This is a genomic window from Pannonibacter sp. XCT-53 (assembly GCF_009915765.1).
In the GTDB taxonomy this organism is placed as follows: Bacteria; Pseudomonadota; Alphaproteobacteria; order Rhizobiales; family Stappiaceae; genus Pannonibacter; species Pannonibacter tanglangensis.
Map to the genome: position 1 here is coordinate 344,005 of NZ_JAABLQ010000002.1, position 16,450 is coordinate 360,454.

15 protein-coding genes and 1 riboswitch are annotated in these 16,450 nt (G+C 65.3%); of the genes, 14 read left to right on the forward strand and 1 reads right to left on the reverse strand.

Translation table 11 applies throughout. The annotated features are described in order from the left end of the window. Positions 1-72: 72 nt before the first annotated feature. From glpD to GWI72_RS16340, 9 genes are all read left to right on the forward strand, one after another. Positions 73-1,674 (forward strand): glycerol-3-phosphate dehydrogenase, encoded by a 1,602-nt coding sequence (glpD, locus tag GWI72_RS16300; RefSeq protein ID WP_161677173.1) that lies wholly within the window; start codon positions 73-75, stop codon positions 1,672-1,674. Positions 1,675-1,696: 22 nt separating this feature from the next. Further along, on the forward strand, positions 1,697-2,785 hold the full coding sequence (locus GWI72_RS16305) for an ABC transporter ATP-binding protein (RefSeq protein ID WP_161677172.1): 1,089 nt from the start codon (positions 1,697-1,699) through the stop codon (positions 2,783-2,785). A 10-nt stretch (positions 2,786-2,795) separates the two neighbouring features. Further along, positions 2,796-3,872 carry an ABC transporter ATP-binding protein gene (locus GWI72_RS16310; protein WP_161677171.1) on the forward strand — a complete coding sequence of 359 codons (1,077 nt, stop codon included), beginning with the start codon at positions 2,796-2,798 and terminating at the stop codon, positions 3,870-3,872. Further along, positions 3,872-4,744, forward strand: coding sequence for a carbohydrate ABC transporter permease (locus GWI72_RS16315; RefSeq protein ID WP_161677170.1), 873 nt, complete (start codon positions 3,872-3,874; stop codon positions 4,742-4,744). Before GWI72_RS16310 ends, GWI72_RS16315 begins: the two co-directional genes overlap by 1 nt. Before the next feature lie 83 nt (positions 4,745-4,827). Beyond that, on the forward strand, positions 4,828-5,604 hold the full coding sequence (locus GWI72_RS16320; RefSeq protein ID WP_244314393.1) for a carbohydrate ABC transporter permease: 777 nt from the start codon (positions 4,828-4,830) through the stop codon (positions 5,602-5,604). 17 nt (positions 5,605-5,621) lie between these two features. Further along, complete coding sequence (locus GWI72_RS16325; RefSeq protein WP_161677169.1) at positions 5,622-5,894, forward strand: DUF2160 domain-containing protein; 273 nt, start codon at positions 5,622-5,624, stop codon at positions 5,892-5,894. 50 nt (positions 5,895-5,944) lie between these two features. Then, positions 5,945-7,651, forward strand: coding sequence for an ABC transporter substrate-binding protein (locus tag GWI72_RS16330; RefSeq protein ID WP_161709354.1), 1,707 nt, complete (start codon positions 5,945-5,947; stop codon positions 7,649-7,651). 120 nt (positions 7,652-7,771) lie between these two features. Then, positions 7,772-9,307, forward strand: coding sequence for a glycerol kinase GlpK (glpK, locus tag GWI72_RS16335; RefSeq protein ID WP_179956200.1), 1,536 nt, complete (start codon positions 7,772-7,774; stop codon positions 9,305-9,307). A 62-nt stretch (positions 9,308-9,369) separates the two neighbouring features. Further along, positions 9,370-9,590, forward strand: a riboswitch (cobalamin riboswitch). A 118-nt stretch (positions 9,591-9,708) separates the two neighbouring features. Further along, positions 9,709-10,257, forward strand: a complete 549-nt coding sequence (locus GWI72_RS16340; RefSeq protein ID WP_161709355.1) for a hypothetical protein — start codon at positions 9,709-9,711, stop codon at positions 10,255-10,257. Positions 10,258-10,331: 74 nt separating this feature from the next. Here GWI72_RS16340 and GWI72_RS16345 read toward each other — a convergent pair whose 3' ends face one another. Beyond that, positions 10,332-11,450, reverse strand: a complete 1,119-nt coding sequence (locus GWI72_RS16345) for a Gfo/Idh/MocA family protein (RefSeq protein ID WP_161709356.1) — start codon at positions 11,448-11,450, stop codon at positions 10,332-10,334. A gap of 101 nt (positions 11,451-11,551) precedes the next feature. Here GWI72_RS16345 and GWI72_RS16350 point away from each other — a divergent pair, with 101 nt between their 5' ends. From GWI72_RS16350 to iolG, 5 genes are all read left to right on the forward strand, one after another. After that, positions 11,552-12,373 (forward strand): MurR/RpiR family transcriptional regulator, encoded by an 822-nt coding sequence (locus GWI72_RS16350; protein WP_161677164.1) that lies wholly within the window; start codon positions 11,552-11,554, stop codon positions 12,371-12,373. A 127-nt stretch (positions 12,374-12,500) separates the two neighbouring features. Then, complete coding sequence (locus tag GWI72_RS16355) at positions 12,501-13,442, forward strand: sugar ABC transporter substrate-binding protein (protein ID WP_161709357.1); 942 nt, start codon at positions 12,501-12,503, stop codon at positions 13,440-13,442. A gap of 81 nt (positions 13,443-13,523) precedes the next feature. Further along, entirely contained in the window at positions 13,524-14,621 is a 1,098-nt protein-coding gene (locus GWI72_RS16360) for an ABC transporter permease (protein ID WP_161677162.1), read from the forward strand. Continuing rightward, positions 14,621-15,400 (forward strand): ATP-binding cassette domain-containing protein, encoded by a 780-nt coding sequence (locus GWI72_RS16365; protein ID WP_161677161.1) that lies wholly within the window; start codon positions 14,621-14,623, stop codon positions 15,398-15,400. Before GWI72_RS16360 ends, GWI72_RS16365 begins: the two co-directional genes overlap by 1 nt. A 40-nt stretch (positions 15,401-15,440) precedes the next feature. Beyond that, positions 15,441-16,445 (forward strand): inositol 2-dehydrogenase, encoded by a 1,005-nt coding sequence (gene iolG / locus GWI72_RS16370; RefSeq protein WP_161709358.1) that lies wholly within the window; start codon positions 15,441-15,443, stop codon positions 16,443-16,445. Positions 16,446-16,450 lie beyond the last annotated feature (5 nt).

Genomic DNA, 16,450 nt, shown 5'->3' on the forward strand with positions numbered 1-16,450 from the left:
CTCATTGACGAAAGGAGTCCTTTTGTGGTTCGTTTGTGTTCACAAAAGACCGGTTCCGGGAGGTTCGTGTCCGTGGCATCGCAGCAAGACCAGGTGGTCGATCTCTTCATCATCGGCGGCGGCATCAATGGCTGCGGCATCGCCCGTGATGCGGCAGGGCGCGGCCTGAGCGTGTCGCTGGCGGAGATGAACGACCTCGCCTCCGCCACGTCATCGGCGTCGACCAAGCTGTTCCATGGCGGTCTGCGCTATCTCGAGTATTTCGAGGTGCGGCTGGTGCGCGAGGCGCTGATCGAGCGCGAGACGCTGCTTGTCGCCATGCCGCACATTTCCTGGCCGATGCGCTTCGTGCTGCCCTATCACAAGGACATGCGCTTCGAGGGCGAGACGCCGACCTCCAAGCTGCTGAATATGGTCATGCCCTGGATGAAAGGCCGTCGCCCGGCCTGGCTGATCCGCTTCGGGCTGTTCCTCTATGACAATCTCGGCGGTCGCAAGATCCTGCCCGGCACCGCGACGGTGGACCTGAAGGCCGGTCCGGAAGGCAAGCCGCTGCAGGACCGGTTTGCCAAGGCCTACGAGTACTCGGACTGCTGGATCGAGGATTCGCGCCTCGTCATCCTCAACGCCCGCGATGCCGTCGACCGGGGCGCGGAAATCATGGTGCGCACCAAGGTGCTGTCGGCCGAGCGTGTCGATGGCCTCTGGGAAATGCTGCTGGAAAACCGCGAGACGGGGGAACAGTTCCGCCGCCGTGCCCGGATGCTGGTCAATGCCGGTGGTCCCTGGGTCGGCGACGTGATCCGCAACACGGTGCGTTCCAACTCGCAGGAGAGCGTGCGCCTGGTCCGCGGCAGCCACATCGTCACGAAGAAGCTCTACGACCACGACAAGTGCTACTTCTTCCAGGGCGAGGACGGCCGCATCATCTTCGCCATTCCCTACGAGACCGACTTCACCCTGATCGGCACCACGGATGCCGACCATCCGGAGCCCGGCATCCAGCCGGTCTGCACGGATCAGGAGCGCGACTACCTGCTCAGGTTCGCCTCCGGCTACTTCAAGAAGCCGGTCACGGTGGACGACATCGTCTGGAGCTATTCGGGCGTGCGCCCGCTCTACAACGACGGGGCCAAGTCCGCGACAGCGGCCACCCGCGACTACGTGCTGAAGGTCGACGAGACCGGCGGCGCGCCGCTGCTCAATGTCTTCGGCGGCAAGATCACGACCTATCGCAAGCTCGCCGAGCATGCGCTGGAAAAGATCGTGCCCTTCTTCCCGATGGCCGGTGGCGCCTGGACGGCCCGGGTGCCGTTGCCGGGCGGCAACTTCCCGGTCGACGGGGTCGAGGATCTGGTCCGGTCGCTGCGCGCCCGCCACGTCTTCCTTGACGACCGCTGGGCCCGCCGCCTGGTCAAGGCCTATGGCACGGAAGCGGCCGACGTCCTGGCCGGAGCCGAAAAGGTGGAGGAGCTGGGTCGCCATTTCGGTGCCAACCTCACCGAGCGCGAAGTCAGCTGGCTGATCGACAAGGAATATGCCCGCAGCGCCGAGGACGTCGTCTGGCGTCGCTCGAAGCTCGGTCTTCGCCTGAGCGCCGCCGAGGTGGCCGCGCTTGACGAATGGATAAGGAACGCCTGCTCGCTCCGGCACGCAGCCGCCGCAGCGCAATAGCAGGAATGGGAGGACGGAAGATATGACCCTGGTCCTGGAGGGTGTCTCCAAGGTCGTGGGTGGGCAGACGCACATCCACTCGACTGACCTGACCTTGCGCGAGGGCAGCATGAATGTCCTGCTCGGACCGACGCTGTCCGGCAAGACGTCGCTGATGCGCCTGATGGCCGGCCTCGACAAGCCGACGACGGGCAAGATCATCTGGAACGGCAAGGACGTGACCGGCGTGCGCGTGCAGGATCGCGCCATCGCGATGGTCTACCAGCAGTTCATCAACTATCCGGCGATGAGCGTCTACGACAACATCGCAAGCCCGCTCAGGCTGATGGGCAAGTCGTCGGCCGAGATCGACAAGGCGGTGCGCAAGACGGCGGAGCTGATGAAGCTGACGCCGATGCTGAAGCGCAAGCCGCTCGAGCTGTCCGGTGGCCAGCAGCAGCGCTGTGCGCTGGCTCGCGCGCTGGTCAAGGATGCGGGCCTGGTGCTGCTGGACGAGCCGCTCGCCAACCTCGATTACAAGCTGCGCGAGGAGCTGCGCGTCGAGATCCCGAAGATCTTCGAGGCCTCGGGTTCGATCTTCGTCTACGCGACGACGGAACCGGAAGAGGCGCTGCTGCTCGGCGGCAACACCGCCACACTGTGGCAGGGCCGCGTGACCCAGTTCGGGCCGACGCCCGAGGTCTATCGCCGGCCCGTCGATGCCACGACGGCGCGCGTGTTCTCCGATCCGCCGATGAATTTCCTGCAGATCGCCAAGGCGGGTTCCAAGCTGATGTTCGGGGACGGTCAGTCGATCCCGGCCGCGGGCAAGCTCGCCGAGCTGAACGACGGTCGCTACATCGCCGGCTTCCGGCCCAACCATCTCGAGCTGCACCGGCACGGGGCGGATGCGATGGAGTTCACCGCCAATCTGGCAGTGACCGAAATCACCGGCTCGGAGACCTTCGTGCACCTAGAGCACCACGGCGAACGCTGGGTCGGGCTCGTGCACGGCGTGCATGATCTGACCCTCGGCACGGCGCTCAAGGTCTATCTCGACCCGTCGCATGTCTATGTCTTCGGCCAGGACGGCACGCTGGTGGCTCCGGCCGCCTATGCGCTGGCAGCGTGAGGAGGGACCCATGGCCAAGATCACGCTCGACAATCTCGCGCATTCCTACAATCCGCGCCCGCAGTCGGAAGACGACTTCGCGCTGAAGGAACTCAATCACGTCTGGAACGATGGCGAGGCCTATGCGCTGCTGGGGTCGTCCGGCTGCGGCAAGTCCACGCTGCTCAACATCATCTCGGGCCTGCTGGTGCCGAGCCAGGGCCGCATCCTGTTCAACGACGTCGACGTCACCGAAAAGGCGACGGCGGAGCGCAACATCGCGCAGGTGTTCCAGTTCCCTGTCGTCTACGACACCATGACCGTGCGCGGAAACCTTGCGTTCCCGCTCAAGAACCGGGGCGCCACCCCGGCCTACATCGCCGACCGCGTGCAGAAGATCGCGCGCATGATCGGGATGGAGGACGTTCTCGACCGCAAGGCGCGCGGCCTGACGGCCGATGCCAAGCAGAAGATCTCGCTCGGCCGCGGCATGGTGCGCGAGGACGTGAACGCGCTGCTGTTCGACGAGCCGCTCACCGTCATCGACCCGCACATGAAGTGGGAGCTCCGGACGCAGCTGAAGTCGCTGCATCACGAGTTCGGCCACACCATGATCTACGTGACGCATGACCAGACCGAGGCGCTGACCTTCGCCGACAAGGTGGTGGTGATGTACGACGGCCGTGTGGTGCAGATCGGCACGCCGCAGGAGCTGTTCGAGCGTCCGGCGCACACCTTCGTTGGCTATTTCATCGGCTCGCCCGGCATGAACCTCATGGATGCGAAGGTCGAGGGGACGACGGCCTATGTGAACGGGGCGACCATCCCGCTCGGCCAGGGCTACGCCAAGCTTGACGGCAAGGTGCAGATCGGCGTGCGGCCGGAGTTCGCCCGCCTGTCCGACAGCGAGGGCCTGCCCGTCAAGGTGCGCCGCGTCGAGGACGTGGGCCGGCACAAGATCGTCCGGGCCGAGTTCTTCGGGTCCGACATCAACATCATCGCGGGCGAGAGCGACCGCATCACGTCCGACATGACCCGCGTGGTGTTCGATCCGGCGCGCGTCAATGTCTATGCCAACAGCTGGCGCGTTCCGGGGGAGGCCGCCTGATGGAAAAGACCGTCAACCACAAGGCCTGGTTCCTGGTCCTTCCCGTGCTCGTGATCGTCGCCTTCTCGGCGGTGATCCCGCTGATGACGGTGGTCAACTACTCGGTCCAGGACACGTTCGGCAACAACCAGTTCTTCTGGGCCGGCACCGAATGGTTCGAGGAAATGCTGGCGGCCGAACGCCTGTGGGCGGCCCTTGGCCGGCAGCTGATCTTCTCGGCCACGATCCTGGCGATCCAGATCCCGCTCGGCATCTTCATCGCGCTCAACATGCCCAAGCGCGGCTTCTGGGCCTCGTTCTGCCTCATCCTGATGGCGCTGCCGCTGCTCATTCCGTGGAACGTGGTTGGCACCATCTGGCAGATCTTCGCCCGCGTCGACATCGGGCTCCTCGGCGCCACGCTGCATGCGCTCGGCATCGACTACAACTACACGCAGGATGCGGTTGCCGCCTGGGCCACGATCATCGTCATGGACGTCTGGCACTGGACGTCGCTGGTGGCCCTTCTCGCCTACGCCGGCCTGCAGTCGATCCCGGATGCCTACTATCAGGCGGCCAAGATCGACCAGGCGAGCCGCTGGAGCGTGTTCCGCTACATCGAGCTGCCGAAGATGCAGGGCGTGCTGATGATCGCCATCCTGCTGCGCTTCATGGACAGCTTCATGATCTACACCGAGCCCTTCGTGGTGACCGGTGGCGGGCCGGGCAACTCGACGACCTTCCTGTCGATCGACCTGGTCAAGATGGCACTCGGCCAGTTCGACCTCGGTCCGGCCGCCGCCTTCTCGATCATGTACTTCCTCGTGATCCTGCTGATTTCCTGGGTGTTCTACACCGTGATGACCAACCTCGACAAAAGGGATGGCTTCTGATGGGCGCCGCGACCATGACCGCCTCCACCCCGGCCCGCAGCCGCAGCGCCAGCCGCACCGGCCTCAACTCGCGCGCCGTGGTGATGGCCCTGTACCTGATCTTCCTGCTGTTGCCGATCTACTGGCTCCTCAACATGAGCCTGAAGACCAACACGGAAATCCTGTCCACCTTCTCGCTGTGGCCGCAGGAGCCGACGCTGGCCAACTACGTGACGATCCTCACGGATCCGAGCTGGTACATGGGCTACGTCAACTCGTTGATCTACGTGGTGATGAACACCGTGATCTCGATCACGGTGGCGCTGCCGGCAGCCTATGCCTTCTCGCGCTACACGTTCCTTGGCGACAAGCACCTGTTCTTCTGGCTGCTGACCAACCGCATGGCGCCGCCGGCGGTGTTCGCTCTGCCCTTCTTCCAGCTCTACTCGTCGGTCGGGCTGTTCGACACGCACATCGCCGTTGCGCTGGCGCACTGCCTGTTCAACGTGCCGCTGGCGGTGTGGATCCTGGAAGGCTTCATGCGCGGCGTGCCGAAGGAAATCGACGAGACCGCCTATATCGACGGCTACTCGTTCGGCCGCTTCTTCGTGAAGATCTTCATGCCGCTGATTGCGAGCGGCATCGGTGTGGCCGCGTTCTTCTGCTTCATGTTCTCCTGGGTCGAGCTGCTCCTGTCGCGCACGCTCACGTCGGTGAACGCCAAGCCGATTGCCGCGACAATGACCCGCACGGTCTCGGCCTCGGGCATGGACTGGGGCGTGCTGGCGGCAGCCGGTGTGCTGACCATCATCCCCGGCGCGCTGGTGATCTACTTCGTCCGCAACTACATCGCCAAGGGCTTTGCCCTGGGCCGCGTCTGATCTGAGGGAGAACAGATATGGACTGGATGGCCTGGACCGTTCCGACCGCGATCTTCTTTTCGACCATCGCCCTGACCATCGTCGTCTTCACGGTGCTGGCGATCCGATACCCCGAGACGCCCCGTGTCGGCGTGCTGCGCATCGAGACGACGCGCGGGGACCGTCTCTTCATTACCCTTCTGGGCTCGGCCTTCATCACGCTTGGCTGGCTCGCCGCCTTCGGTGCCCCTCTCTGGGGGGCTCTGATCGCCTGTCTCGTCTATGCCCTGGCGGTGTTCCGCTGGGTGTGAGGACGAACGGCAACCTGATCTTCGGATCACATCACTCGGGAGGAAACTGAATGAAGTTGTATTACACTTCGACGGCCATGGCCCTTGCCATGCTGGTTTCGACCGGAAGCGCCTTTGCCGACATGGAAGCGGCGAAGAAGTTCCTGGACGCCGAAATCGGTACGCAGTCGACCCTGAGCCGCGCGGACCAGGAAAAGGAGATGCAGTGGTTCATCGACGCTGCCGCTCCGTTCAAGGGCATGGAGATCAAGGTCGTTTCCGAGACGATCACCACCCATGAATACGAAGCCAAGGTCCTGGCGCCGGCCTTCACCGCCATCACCGGCATCAAGGTCACCCACGACCTGATCGGCGAGGGCGATGTCGTCGAGAAGCTGCAGACGCAGATGCAGTCGGGCGAGAACATCTACGACGCCTACATCAACGACAGCGACCTCATCGGCACCCACTGGCGCTACCAGCAGGCCCGCAACCTGACCGACTGGATGGCCGGCGAGGGCAAGGACGTGACCAACCCGGGTCTCGACCTTGCCGACTTCATCGGCCTGAAGTTCACCACCGGTCCGGACGGCAAGCTGTATCAGCTGCCCGACCAGCAGTTCGCGAACCTCTACTGGTTCCGGTACGACTGGTTCAACGACGAGAAGAACAAGGCCGACTTCAAGGCGAAGTACGGCTACGAGCTGGGCGTGCCGGTCAACTGGTCTGCCTACGAGGACATCGCCGAGTTCTTCACCGGCCGCGAGATCGACGGCAAGAAGGTCTATGGCCACATGGACTACGGCAAGAAGGACCCGTCGCTCGGCTGGCGCTTCACCGATGCGTGGCTGTCGATGGCCGGTGCCGGCGACAAGGGCGAGCCGAACGGCCTGCCGGTCGACGAGTGGGGCATCCGCGTCAACGAGAACTTCCAGCCGGTCGGCTCCTGCGTGACCCGCGGCGGCGACACCAACGGCCCGGCTGCCGTCTACTCGATCACCAAGTACATCGAGTGGCTGAACAAGTACGCGCCCCCGGCCGCTGCCGGCATGGTGTTCGGCGAAGCCGGCCCGGTGCCTGCCCAGGGCGAGATCGCCCAGCAGATGTTCTGGTACACCGCCTTCACCGCCGACATGGTGAAGCCGGGTCTGCCGGTCGTGAACGAGGACGGCACGCCGAAGTGGCGCATGGCGCCCTCGCCGCATGGCGTGTACTGGGAAGAAGGCATGAAGGTCGGTTACCAGGACGCCGGTTCCTGGACGCTGATGAAGTCCACCCCGGTGGACCGCGCCAAGGCGGCCTGGCTCTACGCCCAGTTCGTCACCTCCAAGACCGTGGACGTGAAGAAGAGCCATGTCGGCCTCACCTTCATCCGCGAGTCCACGCTGCAGCATGACAGCTTCACCGAGCGCGCACCGAAGCTTGGCGGCCTGATCGAGTTCTACCGCTCGCCGGCCCGTCTGCAGTGGTCGCCGACCGGCACCAACGTTCCGGACTACCCGAAGCTGGCCCAGCTGTGGTGGCAGAACATCGGCGACGCGTCGTCCGGTGCCAAGACCCCGCAGGAAGCCATGGACGCGCTCTGCGCCGAGCAGGAAAAGGTCCTGGAGCGTCTGGAACGCGCTGGCGTCCAGGGCGAGTTCGGCCCGAAGCTCAACGACGAGCAGACCGCCCAGTACTGGTTCGACCAGCCGGGCGCGCCGAAGGGTCCGATCCCGAACGAAAAGGAAAAGCCGATCACCGTCTCCTATGACGAGCTGATCGCCTCCTGGAAGTAACCCACAGACCCATGGACAACCGGGGGCGGGGCCGCAAGGTCCCGCCCTCGGGCTGACCGGCTCCGGAAACGCTTCGGACCGATCGACAATTGAGCCGGCCTCACCGGCCTGCTATCGGATATGACCAATCAAGACCTGCCGCACCAGGCGCTATCGGGGGAGGCCGACGTGACGCATATTCTCGCCATCGACCAGGGAACCACGTCCAGCCGCGCGATCCTGTTCGACACGTCGCTGAAGATCGTCGCCAGCGCGCAGGAGGAGTTTCCGCAGATCTACCCGCATCCCGGCTGGGTGGAACACGATCCGGCCGACCTTTGGTCGACGACGGCGGGGTCCTGCCGCGCGGCGATCGAGCGCGCCGGCAAGAGCGGGCACGACATTGCCGCCATCGGCATCACCAACCAGCGCGAGACCACCGTCGTCTGGGACCGTCACACCGGCCAGCCTGTCTACAATGCCATCGTCTGGCAGGACCGCCGCACGGCCGATCTCTGCCGCCGCCTCAAGGACGAGGGGCACGAGCCCATGGTGGCAGCCACGACCGGCCTGCTGCTCGATCCCTATTTCTCCGGCACCAAGCTGAAGTGGGTGCTCGACACCGTGGAGGGCGCAAGGGCGCGCGCGGAGCGCGGCGACCTGCTGTTCGGAACGGTCGACAGCTTCCTGATCTGGAAGCTGACCGGCGGCGCGGTGCATGTGACCGACGCCACCAACGCCGCCCGCACGCTGCTTTACGACATCCACAAGGGCGCCTGGAGCGCGGAGATCTGCAAGCTCCTCGACATCCCGATGGACATGCTGCCGGAGGTGAAGGACTGCGCTGCCGTCTTCGGCCACACCCGTGCAGACCTGTTCGGGCGCGAGATCCCCATCCTCGGCGTTGCCGGTGACCAGCAGGCGGCGACTGTCGGCCAGGCCTGCTTCCAGCCGGGCATGATGAAGTCCACCTACGGCACCGGCTGCTTTGCGCTGCTCAACACCGGTGACACGCCGGTGACCTCCAGAAGCCGCCTGCTGACGACCATCGCCTACCAGATTGGCGGCAAGCCGACCTATGCGCTGGAAGGCTCCATCTTCATTGCCGGTGCCGTCGTGCAGTGGCTGCGCGATGGTCTCAAGATCATCCGCGAGGCGAGGGAAACGCAGGCGCTGGCCGAAACTGCGGATCCCGGCCAGTCCGTCATCCTGGTGCCGGCCTTCACCGGTCTCGGCGCGCCTTACTGGCGCCCGGACTGCCGCGGCGCGATCTATGGTCTGACCCGCAACTCCGGGCCGGGGGAATTCGCCAAGGCGGCGCTGGAGAGCGTCGGCTACCAGACCCGCGACTTGCTGGAGGCCATGCGGGTGGACTGGGCCAACGCGGCCGGCCAGTCCGTGCTGCGTGTCGACGGCGGCATGAGCGCCAACAACTGGGCGATGCAGTTCCTGTCCGACATTCTCGGCGCTCCGGTGGACCGCCCGACGGTGCTGGAGACGACGGCGCTCGGTGCCGGCTGGCTGGCCGGCATGCAGGCCGGCGTCTATCCGGACATGGCCGGCTTTGCCGAGGGCTGGGCAATCGAGCGCCGCTTCGAGCCGCGAATCGACGAGGCGACCCGTGCCCGCAAGTATGAGGCCTGGAAGACGGCGGTTGCCGCAACCATGAGCCTCTGAACCCCGGATCCGCGCCGTCGGCTACACGGCCAAAGGGCGCTCTTGCAGCCCGGGGCCGGCTCGACTAGCCTTGTGGCGATGGTTCCTTCCGGTGCCGACTGGCGGCGGAAGGATGAAAAGGGAATCCGGTGCGGACAGACGCTGTGTCTGTCCAAATCCGGGACTGCCCCCGCAACTGTAGGCGGCGAGCATACCTGTCGGAACCACTGGCCCTCGCGGCCGGGAAGGGACAGGGGCGCGAAGACCCGCAAGTCAGGAGACCTGCCATCATCCCTTGAACCAAACCGGGCGGGGTGCCCCGGCAGGAGGCAAGATGGCACGCGCAGTATCCGGACCAAGATCCGGCCGCATCCAGCTTTGCGGCCTTGCCCACCCCGCGTCCGTTCGCGGAGGGCGACACGGTGGACTGCATTTCCCTTGATCTTGATCCAGACATCGCCGGCGAGAGAACTGCCGGCGCGCCCCATCCACACGGCGGTGACGGTTTCTCCACGTTCTGCCGCAACACCGGGCGCCCCTGCATCATGGCACGGCTGCTGGCGCGGCGGCTGGCGCTGGCCGGCGACATGGCCGACGCCCTTGACCTGGCGGAAACGGCGCTCTCCGGGCGTGTGCGCAGCGGCTGTCCGCAGTCTCAGACCGGAGACATGACCTGCATGATGGCCTTCACGGTCCGCAACGGGCTGGCCTATGTGTTCGGAGGCGTGGAGGGGCGTGAGCGCGTGGACGACCTTGTCCGCCTCGCGCAGAGCGCCTATCCGCCGGTGGCCGGGCTTGCGGCCTCGCGCGGCGCAGAGCCGGAGGTCGAGGTACGATTCGGGCCGGTGCTGGTGCCTGCAACCGTGCAGGTCACTGATCTGGCCGCACTTGCCGGGCCGACCGGCGCCATGGCCACAGGGCGCAAGGGTGGACGTGCCGCGCGCCACAGGGCCCTGCGCCCAGGACCCTGACTGGCGGGCTGACCGGGGCCGCTTGATCGGCGCAGGTGAGGCAGGCCGCCGCGGATGCGGCGGCCGCCGGCGGATCAGCCCAGAACGACGCGCTGTCCGGTGCGGGCGCTTTCGGCGATGCCGTGGATCACCTTCTCGAACTCCAGCGCGGCGGCGAAATCGGGATGCGGCCGCGTGCCGGTCGTGATGGCGGTGAGGAGTTCCGCCGCCTCGATGACTTTCAGGTCGTTGAAGCCGACCTGATGGCCGGGGGCCGGACAGAAGGCACCATAAACCCCGTGCTCGGGGCCGGACAGGATAGTGCGGAAGCCCTGCTCGGCCTTCGGCCCTTCGTTCACATAAAGCTGCAGCTCGTTCATGCGCTCCTGATCGAAGACCAGCATGCCCTTCGTGCCGTGCAGCTCGAAGCCGAGACGGTTCTTGCGGCCCCAGGCGGACCGGGACGTGGACAGGGAGCCGTGAACCCCGCTGGCAAAGCGCAGGAGGGCAGTGGCCGTGTCCTCGTTCTCCACCGCGCCGCGCCCGGAGCCATCGGGCAGGGGACGGGTCGTGTGGACCGTCTGCATGTCGGCAACAAGGCTTTCGATCGGACCGCAGAGGCCCGTCAGCATCGAGACGAGATGACAGCCGAGGTCGCCAAGCGTGCCGAGGCCGGCTTCCTCCAGGCGCGCGCGCCAGGTCCAGGCCAGATCGGGATCGGCCTGATAGTCCTCGTCGACAATGCCGCGCACATGCACGAGGCGGCCGATCCGCCCGGCTTCAACCAGCTTCTGTGCGTGACGGAAGGCCGGATTGCGGATGTAGTTGTAGCCGACCATCGTGGTCTTGCCGCTGGCTGCTGCGGCTGCCGCCATCGCCTCCCCATCCGCCAGCGTCAGGCCCATCGGCTTCTCGCACCAGACGTGCTTGCCGGCAGCCAGCGCGGCCAGGGCCATTTCCTTGTGGAAGCGGTTCGGGGTCGTGATGGAGACGATGTCCACCTGCGGATCCGTGACCAGGGCCCGCCAGTCATCCGTCGACCGGGCGAAGCCGAACTGGCTGGCAAAGCCTGTCGCCTTGTCGGCCGGCGTGTCGCACAGCAGTTCCAGCCGCACCTCGGGCACGGTTCCAAGCACCGCGCGGGCGTTGCGCCAGGCCAGGGCATGGGCCTTGCCCATGAAGCCCGTGCCGATGAGGCCAATCCCCAGGGTCATTCACAATCCTCCCGATACAAAATGGAATTTTTGTTCCAATTCTGTCATCGCGGCGTTATCGTGTTTTGTCAAGCAAGAACAGAACCCTGTAAGGAATGACGATGTCCCAACGCCCGGCTCCCCGCACCGTCGAAGCCTTCCATGCGCGTCTGCTGGAAGCATCGGAAACCTTGCCCAAGCGGCTGCGCCAGTGTGCGGAGTACCTGTCCGCCAACACCGACCGCATCGCGGTCTCCACCGTGGCGGACATGGCGCAGGCTGCGGGTGTCCAGCCGTCGGCGCTGATGCGCTTCTGCAAGATCCTCGGCTTCTCCGGCTATACGGAGATGCAGCGCCTGTTCCGCGATGCCTATTCGCAAGGCTGGCCGGACTATGCGACGCGTCTCAAGAACCTGCGCGAGAGCGGGGCCGGGAGCCCTTCCGCGCTTCTGGCCGAATTCATCGACGCTGGGCGCATGTCCTTGGAAAATCTGGCAAATACGGTCGATAGCCGCAGTCTCGACAAGGCCGTCAAGCTGCTGGCCGAGGCGGAGATGGTGCATATCATCGGCCTGCGCCGGACCTTTCCCGTGGCGGCCTATCTCGCCTATGCCTTCGAGAAGATGAGCGTGCCGGCCCTGTTGCATGATGCGGTTGGAAAGCTCGACCGCCGGCACGCCCTGCGGCCAGGGGACGCGCTGATCGCCATCACATTTGCCCCCTACAGCGCCGAAACGGTCGAGCTGGCGGAGGTTGCGCGGGGGCTTGATCTGCCGGTTATTGCCATCACGGACACGGTCATGAGCCCGCTGCAAAAGCTTGATGCGACAGTCCTTTCCGTTGCGGAGGTCGACTTCGGATCGTTCCGGGCCCTCTCGGCCACCCTGTCGCTTGCCATTGCCCTTGCTGTTGCCGTTGGGGCAGGTCGTAGAATCGAGCCATAAAAAAGTTGTTGCATTGAATCAAAAAATGGAATGAATATTCCAGTGTGAACGGCGACGGCAGAGCGGCCGGATGCCGGGCGGCCCGGACGGAGGGAGCCTCCGGGTCTAACCGATTTGGGAGGAATTCATGAGAAAGACCCTGACCGCCATCGCAGCGGCGGTGTTTGCCGTCGCCGGTTTCGTTGCTCCGGCTTCTGCAGAGGGCGAGAAGTTCGTTCTCGTCAGCCATGCGCCGGACAGCGACAGCTGGTGGAACACGATCAAGAACGCGATTGCCGTTGCGGGCGAGCAGATGAAGGTGTCGGTCGAGTACCGCAACCCGCCGACCGGTGACCTGGCCGACATGGCCCGCATTGTCGAGCAGGCGGCTGCCTCCAAGCCGGACGGCATCATCGTCACCATCGCCGACTATGACGTCCTGTCGGGCCCGATCACCGAAGCCGTGGCGCGCGGCATTCCGGTCGTGACCATCAACTCCGGCACGCTGGAGCAGTCGAAGAAGCTGGGCGCGCTGATGCATGTCGGCCAGCCTGAATTTGATGCCGGCTTCGGTGCCGGCGAGCGTCTGGGTGCCGCGGGCGCCAAGAAGTTCCTTTGCGTCAATCACTACATTACCAACCCGGCCTCGGTCGAACGCTGCCAGGGCTTTGCCGCTGCGCTCGGCGTCGAGCTGGGCAACCAGATGATCGACGCGGGTCAGGACCCGGCCGAAATCCAGAACAAGGTCGCGGCCTACCTGCAGAGCAACCCGGACACCAACGCGATCCTCGCGCTCGGCCCCACCTCGGCCCATCCGACGCTGGCTGCGCTCGAGCAGTCCGGCAAGGCCGGCAACATCCTGTTCGGCACCTTCGACCTCTCGCCTGAAATCGCCGCCGGCATCAAGGCTGGCAAGATCGATTTCGCCATCGACCAGCAGCCCTTCCTGCAGGGCTACCTGCCGGTCGTGTTCCTGACCAATCTCGCCCGCTATGGCGTCATGCCCAGCAACTCGGTCAACTCCGGTCCCGGCTTCGTGACCAAGGACAACATCGAGATGGTCGAGAAGCTGGCCGGCCAGTACCGCTAAGTCTCCTCCCAGACCGCCGGCCGGGGCGGCCCGTTCGCCCCGGCCCCTTTTTCGAGCGACTTCCTGACAATCGAGGCATTCATGACGGACGAGCGCATCAAGCAGGTCTCGGCCCTGCGCCGTGCCATGATCCGGCCCGAGCTGGGTGCAACAGCCGGCACTCTCCTGGTCTTCCTGTTCTTCCTGCTGATCGCCGGCGACTCCGGCATGTTCGCACCGGAAGGCATCAAAAACTGGACCGTCGTGTCCGCGCAGTTCGCAATCATCGCCGTCGGCGCCTGCCTGCTGATGATTGCCGGGGAATTCGACCTGTCGGTCGGCTCGATGATCGGCTTCGCCGGCATTGTGATTGCCATTCTCAGCGTCCAGTGGGGACTGCCCGTCTGGGTGTCGATCCTCGCGGCCTTCGCCATCTGCCTCCTTCTCGGCTGGGTGAACGGCATGCTGGTGATCAAGACGGGCCTGCCATCCTTCATCGTGACCCTTGCCTTCCTCTACATCCTGCGCGGCCTGACCATCTGGCTGTCGGTGCTGACGACCCGCCAGACCATCATCGGCGGTGTCAAGGATGTGGCACAGAATGACTGGCTCGCCTTCCTGTTCGGCGGCGTGGTGTTCAAGGACCTGTTCGTCTGGCTCGCCGACATCGGCCTGATCGAGAAGTTTGTCGCCGGTACCCGCGCCGGTCAGCCCGTGGTCGAGGGCGTGCCGATGCTGGTCGTCTGGGCCGTGCTGCTGGTGGCCGTCGGGCATGTGCTGCTGACGCGGACCAAGTTCGGCAACTGGATCTTCGCCTCCGGTGGTGACGCCCAGGCTGCCCGCTATGTCGGCGTGCCGGTGGCCCGGGTGAAGGTGTCCATGTTCATGTTCAGCGCCTTCTGTGCCTGCGTCTTTGCCACTTGCCAGGTCATGGAGTTCGGCTCGGCCGCTGCAGACCGCGGCCTGCTCAAGGAATTCGAGGCGATCATCTGCGTGGTGATCGGTGGTGCGCTGCTGACCGGCGGCTATGGCTCGGTGATCGGGGCGGCACTTGGTGCCATCATCTTCGGCGTGGTGCAGCAGGGCCTGTTCTTCTCCGGTGCCGAAAGCTCCCTGTTCCGCGTGTTCCTCGGCACCATCCTGATCCTGGCCGTGATCCTCAACACCTACATCCGCCGCATGATCACGGGAGAACGCTGATGTCCGCCCCGCTCATCGAACTGAAGTCCATCCAGAAGCACTTCGGGCCCGTGATCGCGCTGGCCGGTGTCAGCTTCGACGTCAAGGCCGGCGAATGCCACTGCCTGCTCGGCGACAACGGTGCCGGCAAGTCCACCTTCATCAAGACCATGTCGGGCGTGCACAAGCCGTCCTCCGGCGAGATCCTGATCGACGGAAGGCCGGTCACCTTCGAGAGCCCGCGCGACGCCATGGCGGCCGGCATCGCCACCGTGTACCAGGATCTGGCGATGATCCCGCTGATGTCTGTCACACGCAATTTCTGGATGGGCCGCGAGCCGGAGAAGCGGTTCGGCCCGTTCAGGTTCATCGACTTCGAGAAGGCCAACAAGGTCACGATGGACGAGATGGCCTCGATGGGCATCCACCTGCGCGAGCCCGGCCAGGCGGTCGGCACGCTCTCGGGCGGCGAACGGCAGACGGTGGCGATCGCGCGCGCGGTCTACTTCGGTGCCAAGGTGCTGATCCTCGACGAGCCGACCTCGGCCCTCGGCGTGCGCCAGACCTCCAACGTGCTCGCCACCATCGACAAGGTGCGCAAGCGTGGCATCGGTGTCGTCTTCATCACCCACAATGTGCGCCACGCCATGGCGGTGGGCGACCGGTTCACGGTGCTCAACCGTGGCAAGACGCTCGGCACGGCAAAGCGCGGGGAAATCAAGCCGGAAGAATTGCAGGACCTGATGGCAGGCGGCAAGGAACTGGCGGAGCTGGAAGGCTCGCTCGGCGGAACGATCTGAGTTGCGCCGGACCTGATCTCAATCTTGGGAAACAACTGACATGACCATGCGATTTGCAGTCCTCGGCGCCGGCCGCATCGGCCGGGTCCACGCCAAGGCGATTGCATCCACCGACGGGGCGGTGCTTGTCGCCGTCGCCGACCCGATTGCCGCGGCCGCCGAGAGCCTTGCGGCCGCGCACGCCTGTGCCATCCGCACGATCGACGAGATCGAGGCGGCCGGCGACGTCGATGCCGTCGTCATCTGCACCCCGACCGACACCCACGCCGACCTGATCGAGCGCTTTGCCCGCGCCGGCAAGGCCATCTTCTGCGAGAAGCCGGTGGATCTGGATGTCACCCGGGTGAAGAACTGCCTCAAGGTGGTGCAGGAGACCGGCGCGACGCTGATGGTCGGCTTCAACCGCCGCTTCGATCCGCATTTCGCAGCGCTCAAGGGCGCGATCGATGCCGGCAAGATCGGCAAGGTCGAGATGGTGACGATCACCTCGCGCGATCCCTCGCCCCCGCCGTACGAGTACATCTCCCGCTCGGGCGGCATCTTCCGCGACATGACGATCCATGACTTCGACGTGGCCCGGTGGCTCCTGGGCGAGGAAGTCGAGACGGTGATGGCCTCGGCCTCCGTCCTCGTCGATGCCGAGATCGGCAAGCGCGGCGACTATGACAGCGTCAACATCATCCTGCGCACGGCCTCGGGCCGTCAGGCAATCATCACCAACACCCGCCGTGCGGTCTATGGCTATGACCAGCGCATCGAGGTGCTGGGGTCGGACGGTCTGGTGGCGGCGGAGAACCTGCGCGAGGCGAACATCGAGATCGCCAACGCCAGCGGCTATCACAAGCCGCCGCTGATGGACTTCTTCATGACCCGCTACACGGCGGCCTATGCGGCGGAGATTGCCGCCTTCATCAAGGCCGTGGGCGAGAAGTCGGTTCCGCCGACCACGGGCGACGACGGGCTGAAGGCGCTCGCCCTCGCCGAAGCCGCGCTGAAGTCCGTCGCCGAAGGCCGGGCTGTCAGCTTGAGCGAAGTCACGGGCTGAGGACT

What these genes read in the sequence shown, in the direction of transcription:
- GWI72_RS16360 (WP_161677162.1), top strand. Translation starts at nt 13,524, where the DNA reads ATGACGGACGAGCGCATCAAGCAGGTCTCGGCCCTGCGCCGTGCCATG.
- GWI72_RS16320 (WP_244314393.1), top strand. Translation starts at nt 4,828, where the DNA reads ATGGCCCTGTACCTGATCTTCCTGCTGTTGCCGATCTACTGGCTCCTC.
- GWI72_RS16310 (WP_161677171.1), top strand. Translation starts at nt 2,796, where the DNA reads ATGGCCAAGATCACGCTCGACAATCTCGCGCATTCCTACAATCCGCGC.
- GWI72_RS16365 (WP_161677161.1), top strand. Translation starts at nt 14,621, where the DNA reads ATGTCCGCCCCGCTCATCGAACTGAAGTCCATCCAGAAGCACTTCGGG.
- GWI72_RS16345 (WP_161709356.1), bottom strand. Translation starts at nt 11,450, where the DNA reads ATGACCCTGGGGATTGGCCTCATCGGCACGGGCTTCATGGGCAAGGCC.
- GWI72_RS16355 (WP_161709357.1), top strand. Translation starts at nt 12,501, where the DNA reads ATGAGAAAGACCCTGACCGCCATCGCAGCGGCGGTGTTTGCCGTCGCC.
- GWI72_RS16305 (WP_161677172.1), top strand. Translation starts at nt 1,697, where the DNA reads ATGACCCTGGTCCTGGAGGGTGTCTCCAAGGTCGTGGGTGGGCAGACG.
- glpK (WP_179956200.1), top strand. Translation starts at nt 7,772, where the DNA reads ATGACCAATCAAGACCTGCCGCACCAGGCGCTATCGGGGGAGGCCGAC.
- GWI72_RS16315 (WP_161677170.1), top strand. Translation starts at nt 3,872, where the DNA reads ATGGAAAAGACCGTCAACCACAAGGCCTGGTTCCTGGTCCTTCCCGTG.
- iolG (WP_161709358.1), top strand. Translation starts at nt 15,441, where the DNA reads ATGACCATGCGATTTGCAGTCCTCGGCGCCGGCCGCATCGGCCGGGTC.
- GWI72_RS16350 (WP_161677164.1), top strand. Translation starts at nt 11,552, where the DNA reads ATGTCCCAACGCCCGGCTCCCCGCACCGTCGAAGCCTTCCATGCGCGT.
- GWI72_RS16330 (WP_161709354.1), top strand. Translation starts at nt 5,945, where the DNA reads ATGAAGTTGTATTACACTTCGACGGCCATGGCCCTTGCCATGCTGGTT.
- GWI72_RS16325 (WP_161677169.1), top strand. Translation starts at nt 5,622, where the DNA reads ATGGACTGGATGGCCTGGACCGTTCCGACCGCGATCTTCTTTTCGACC.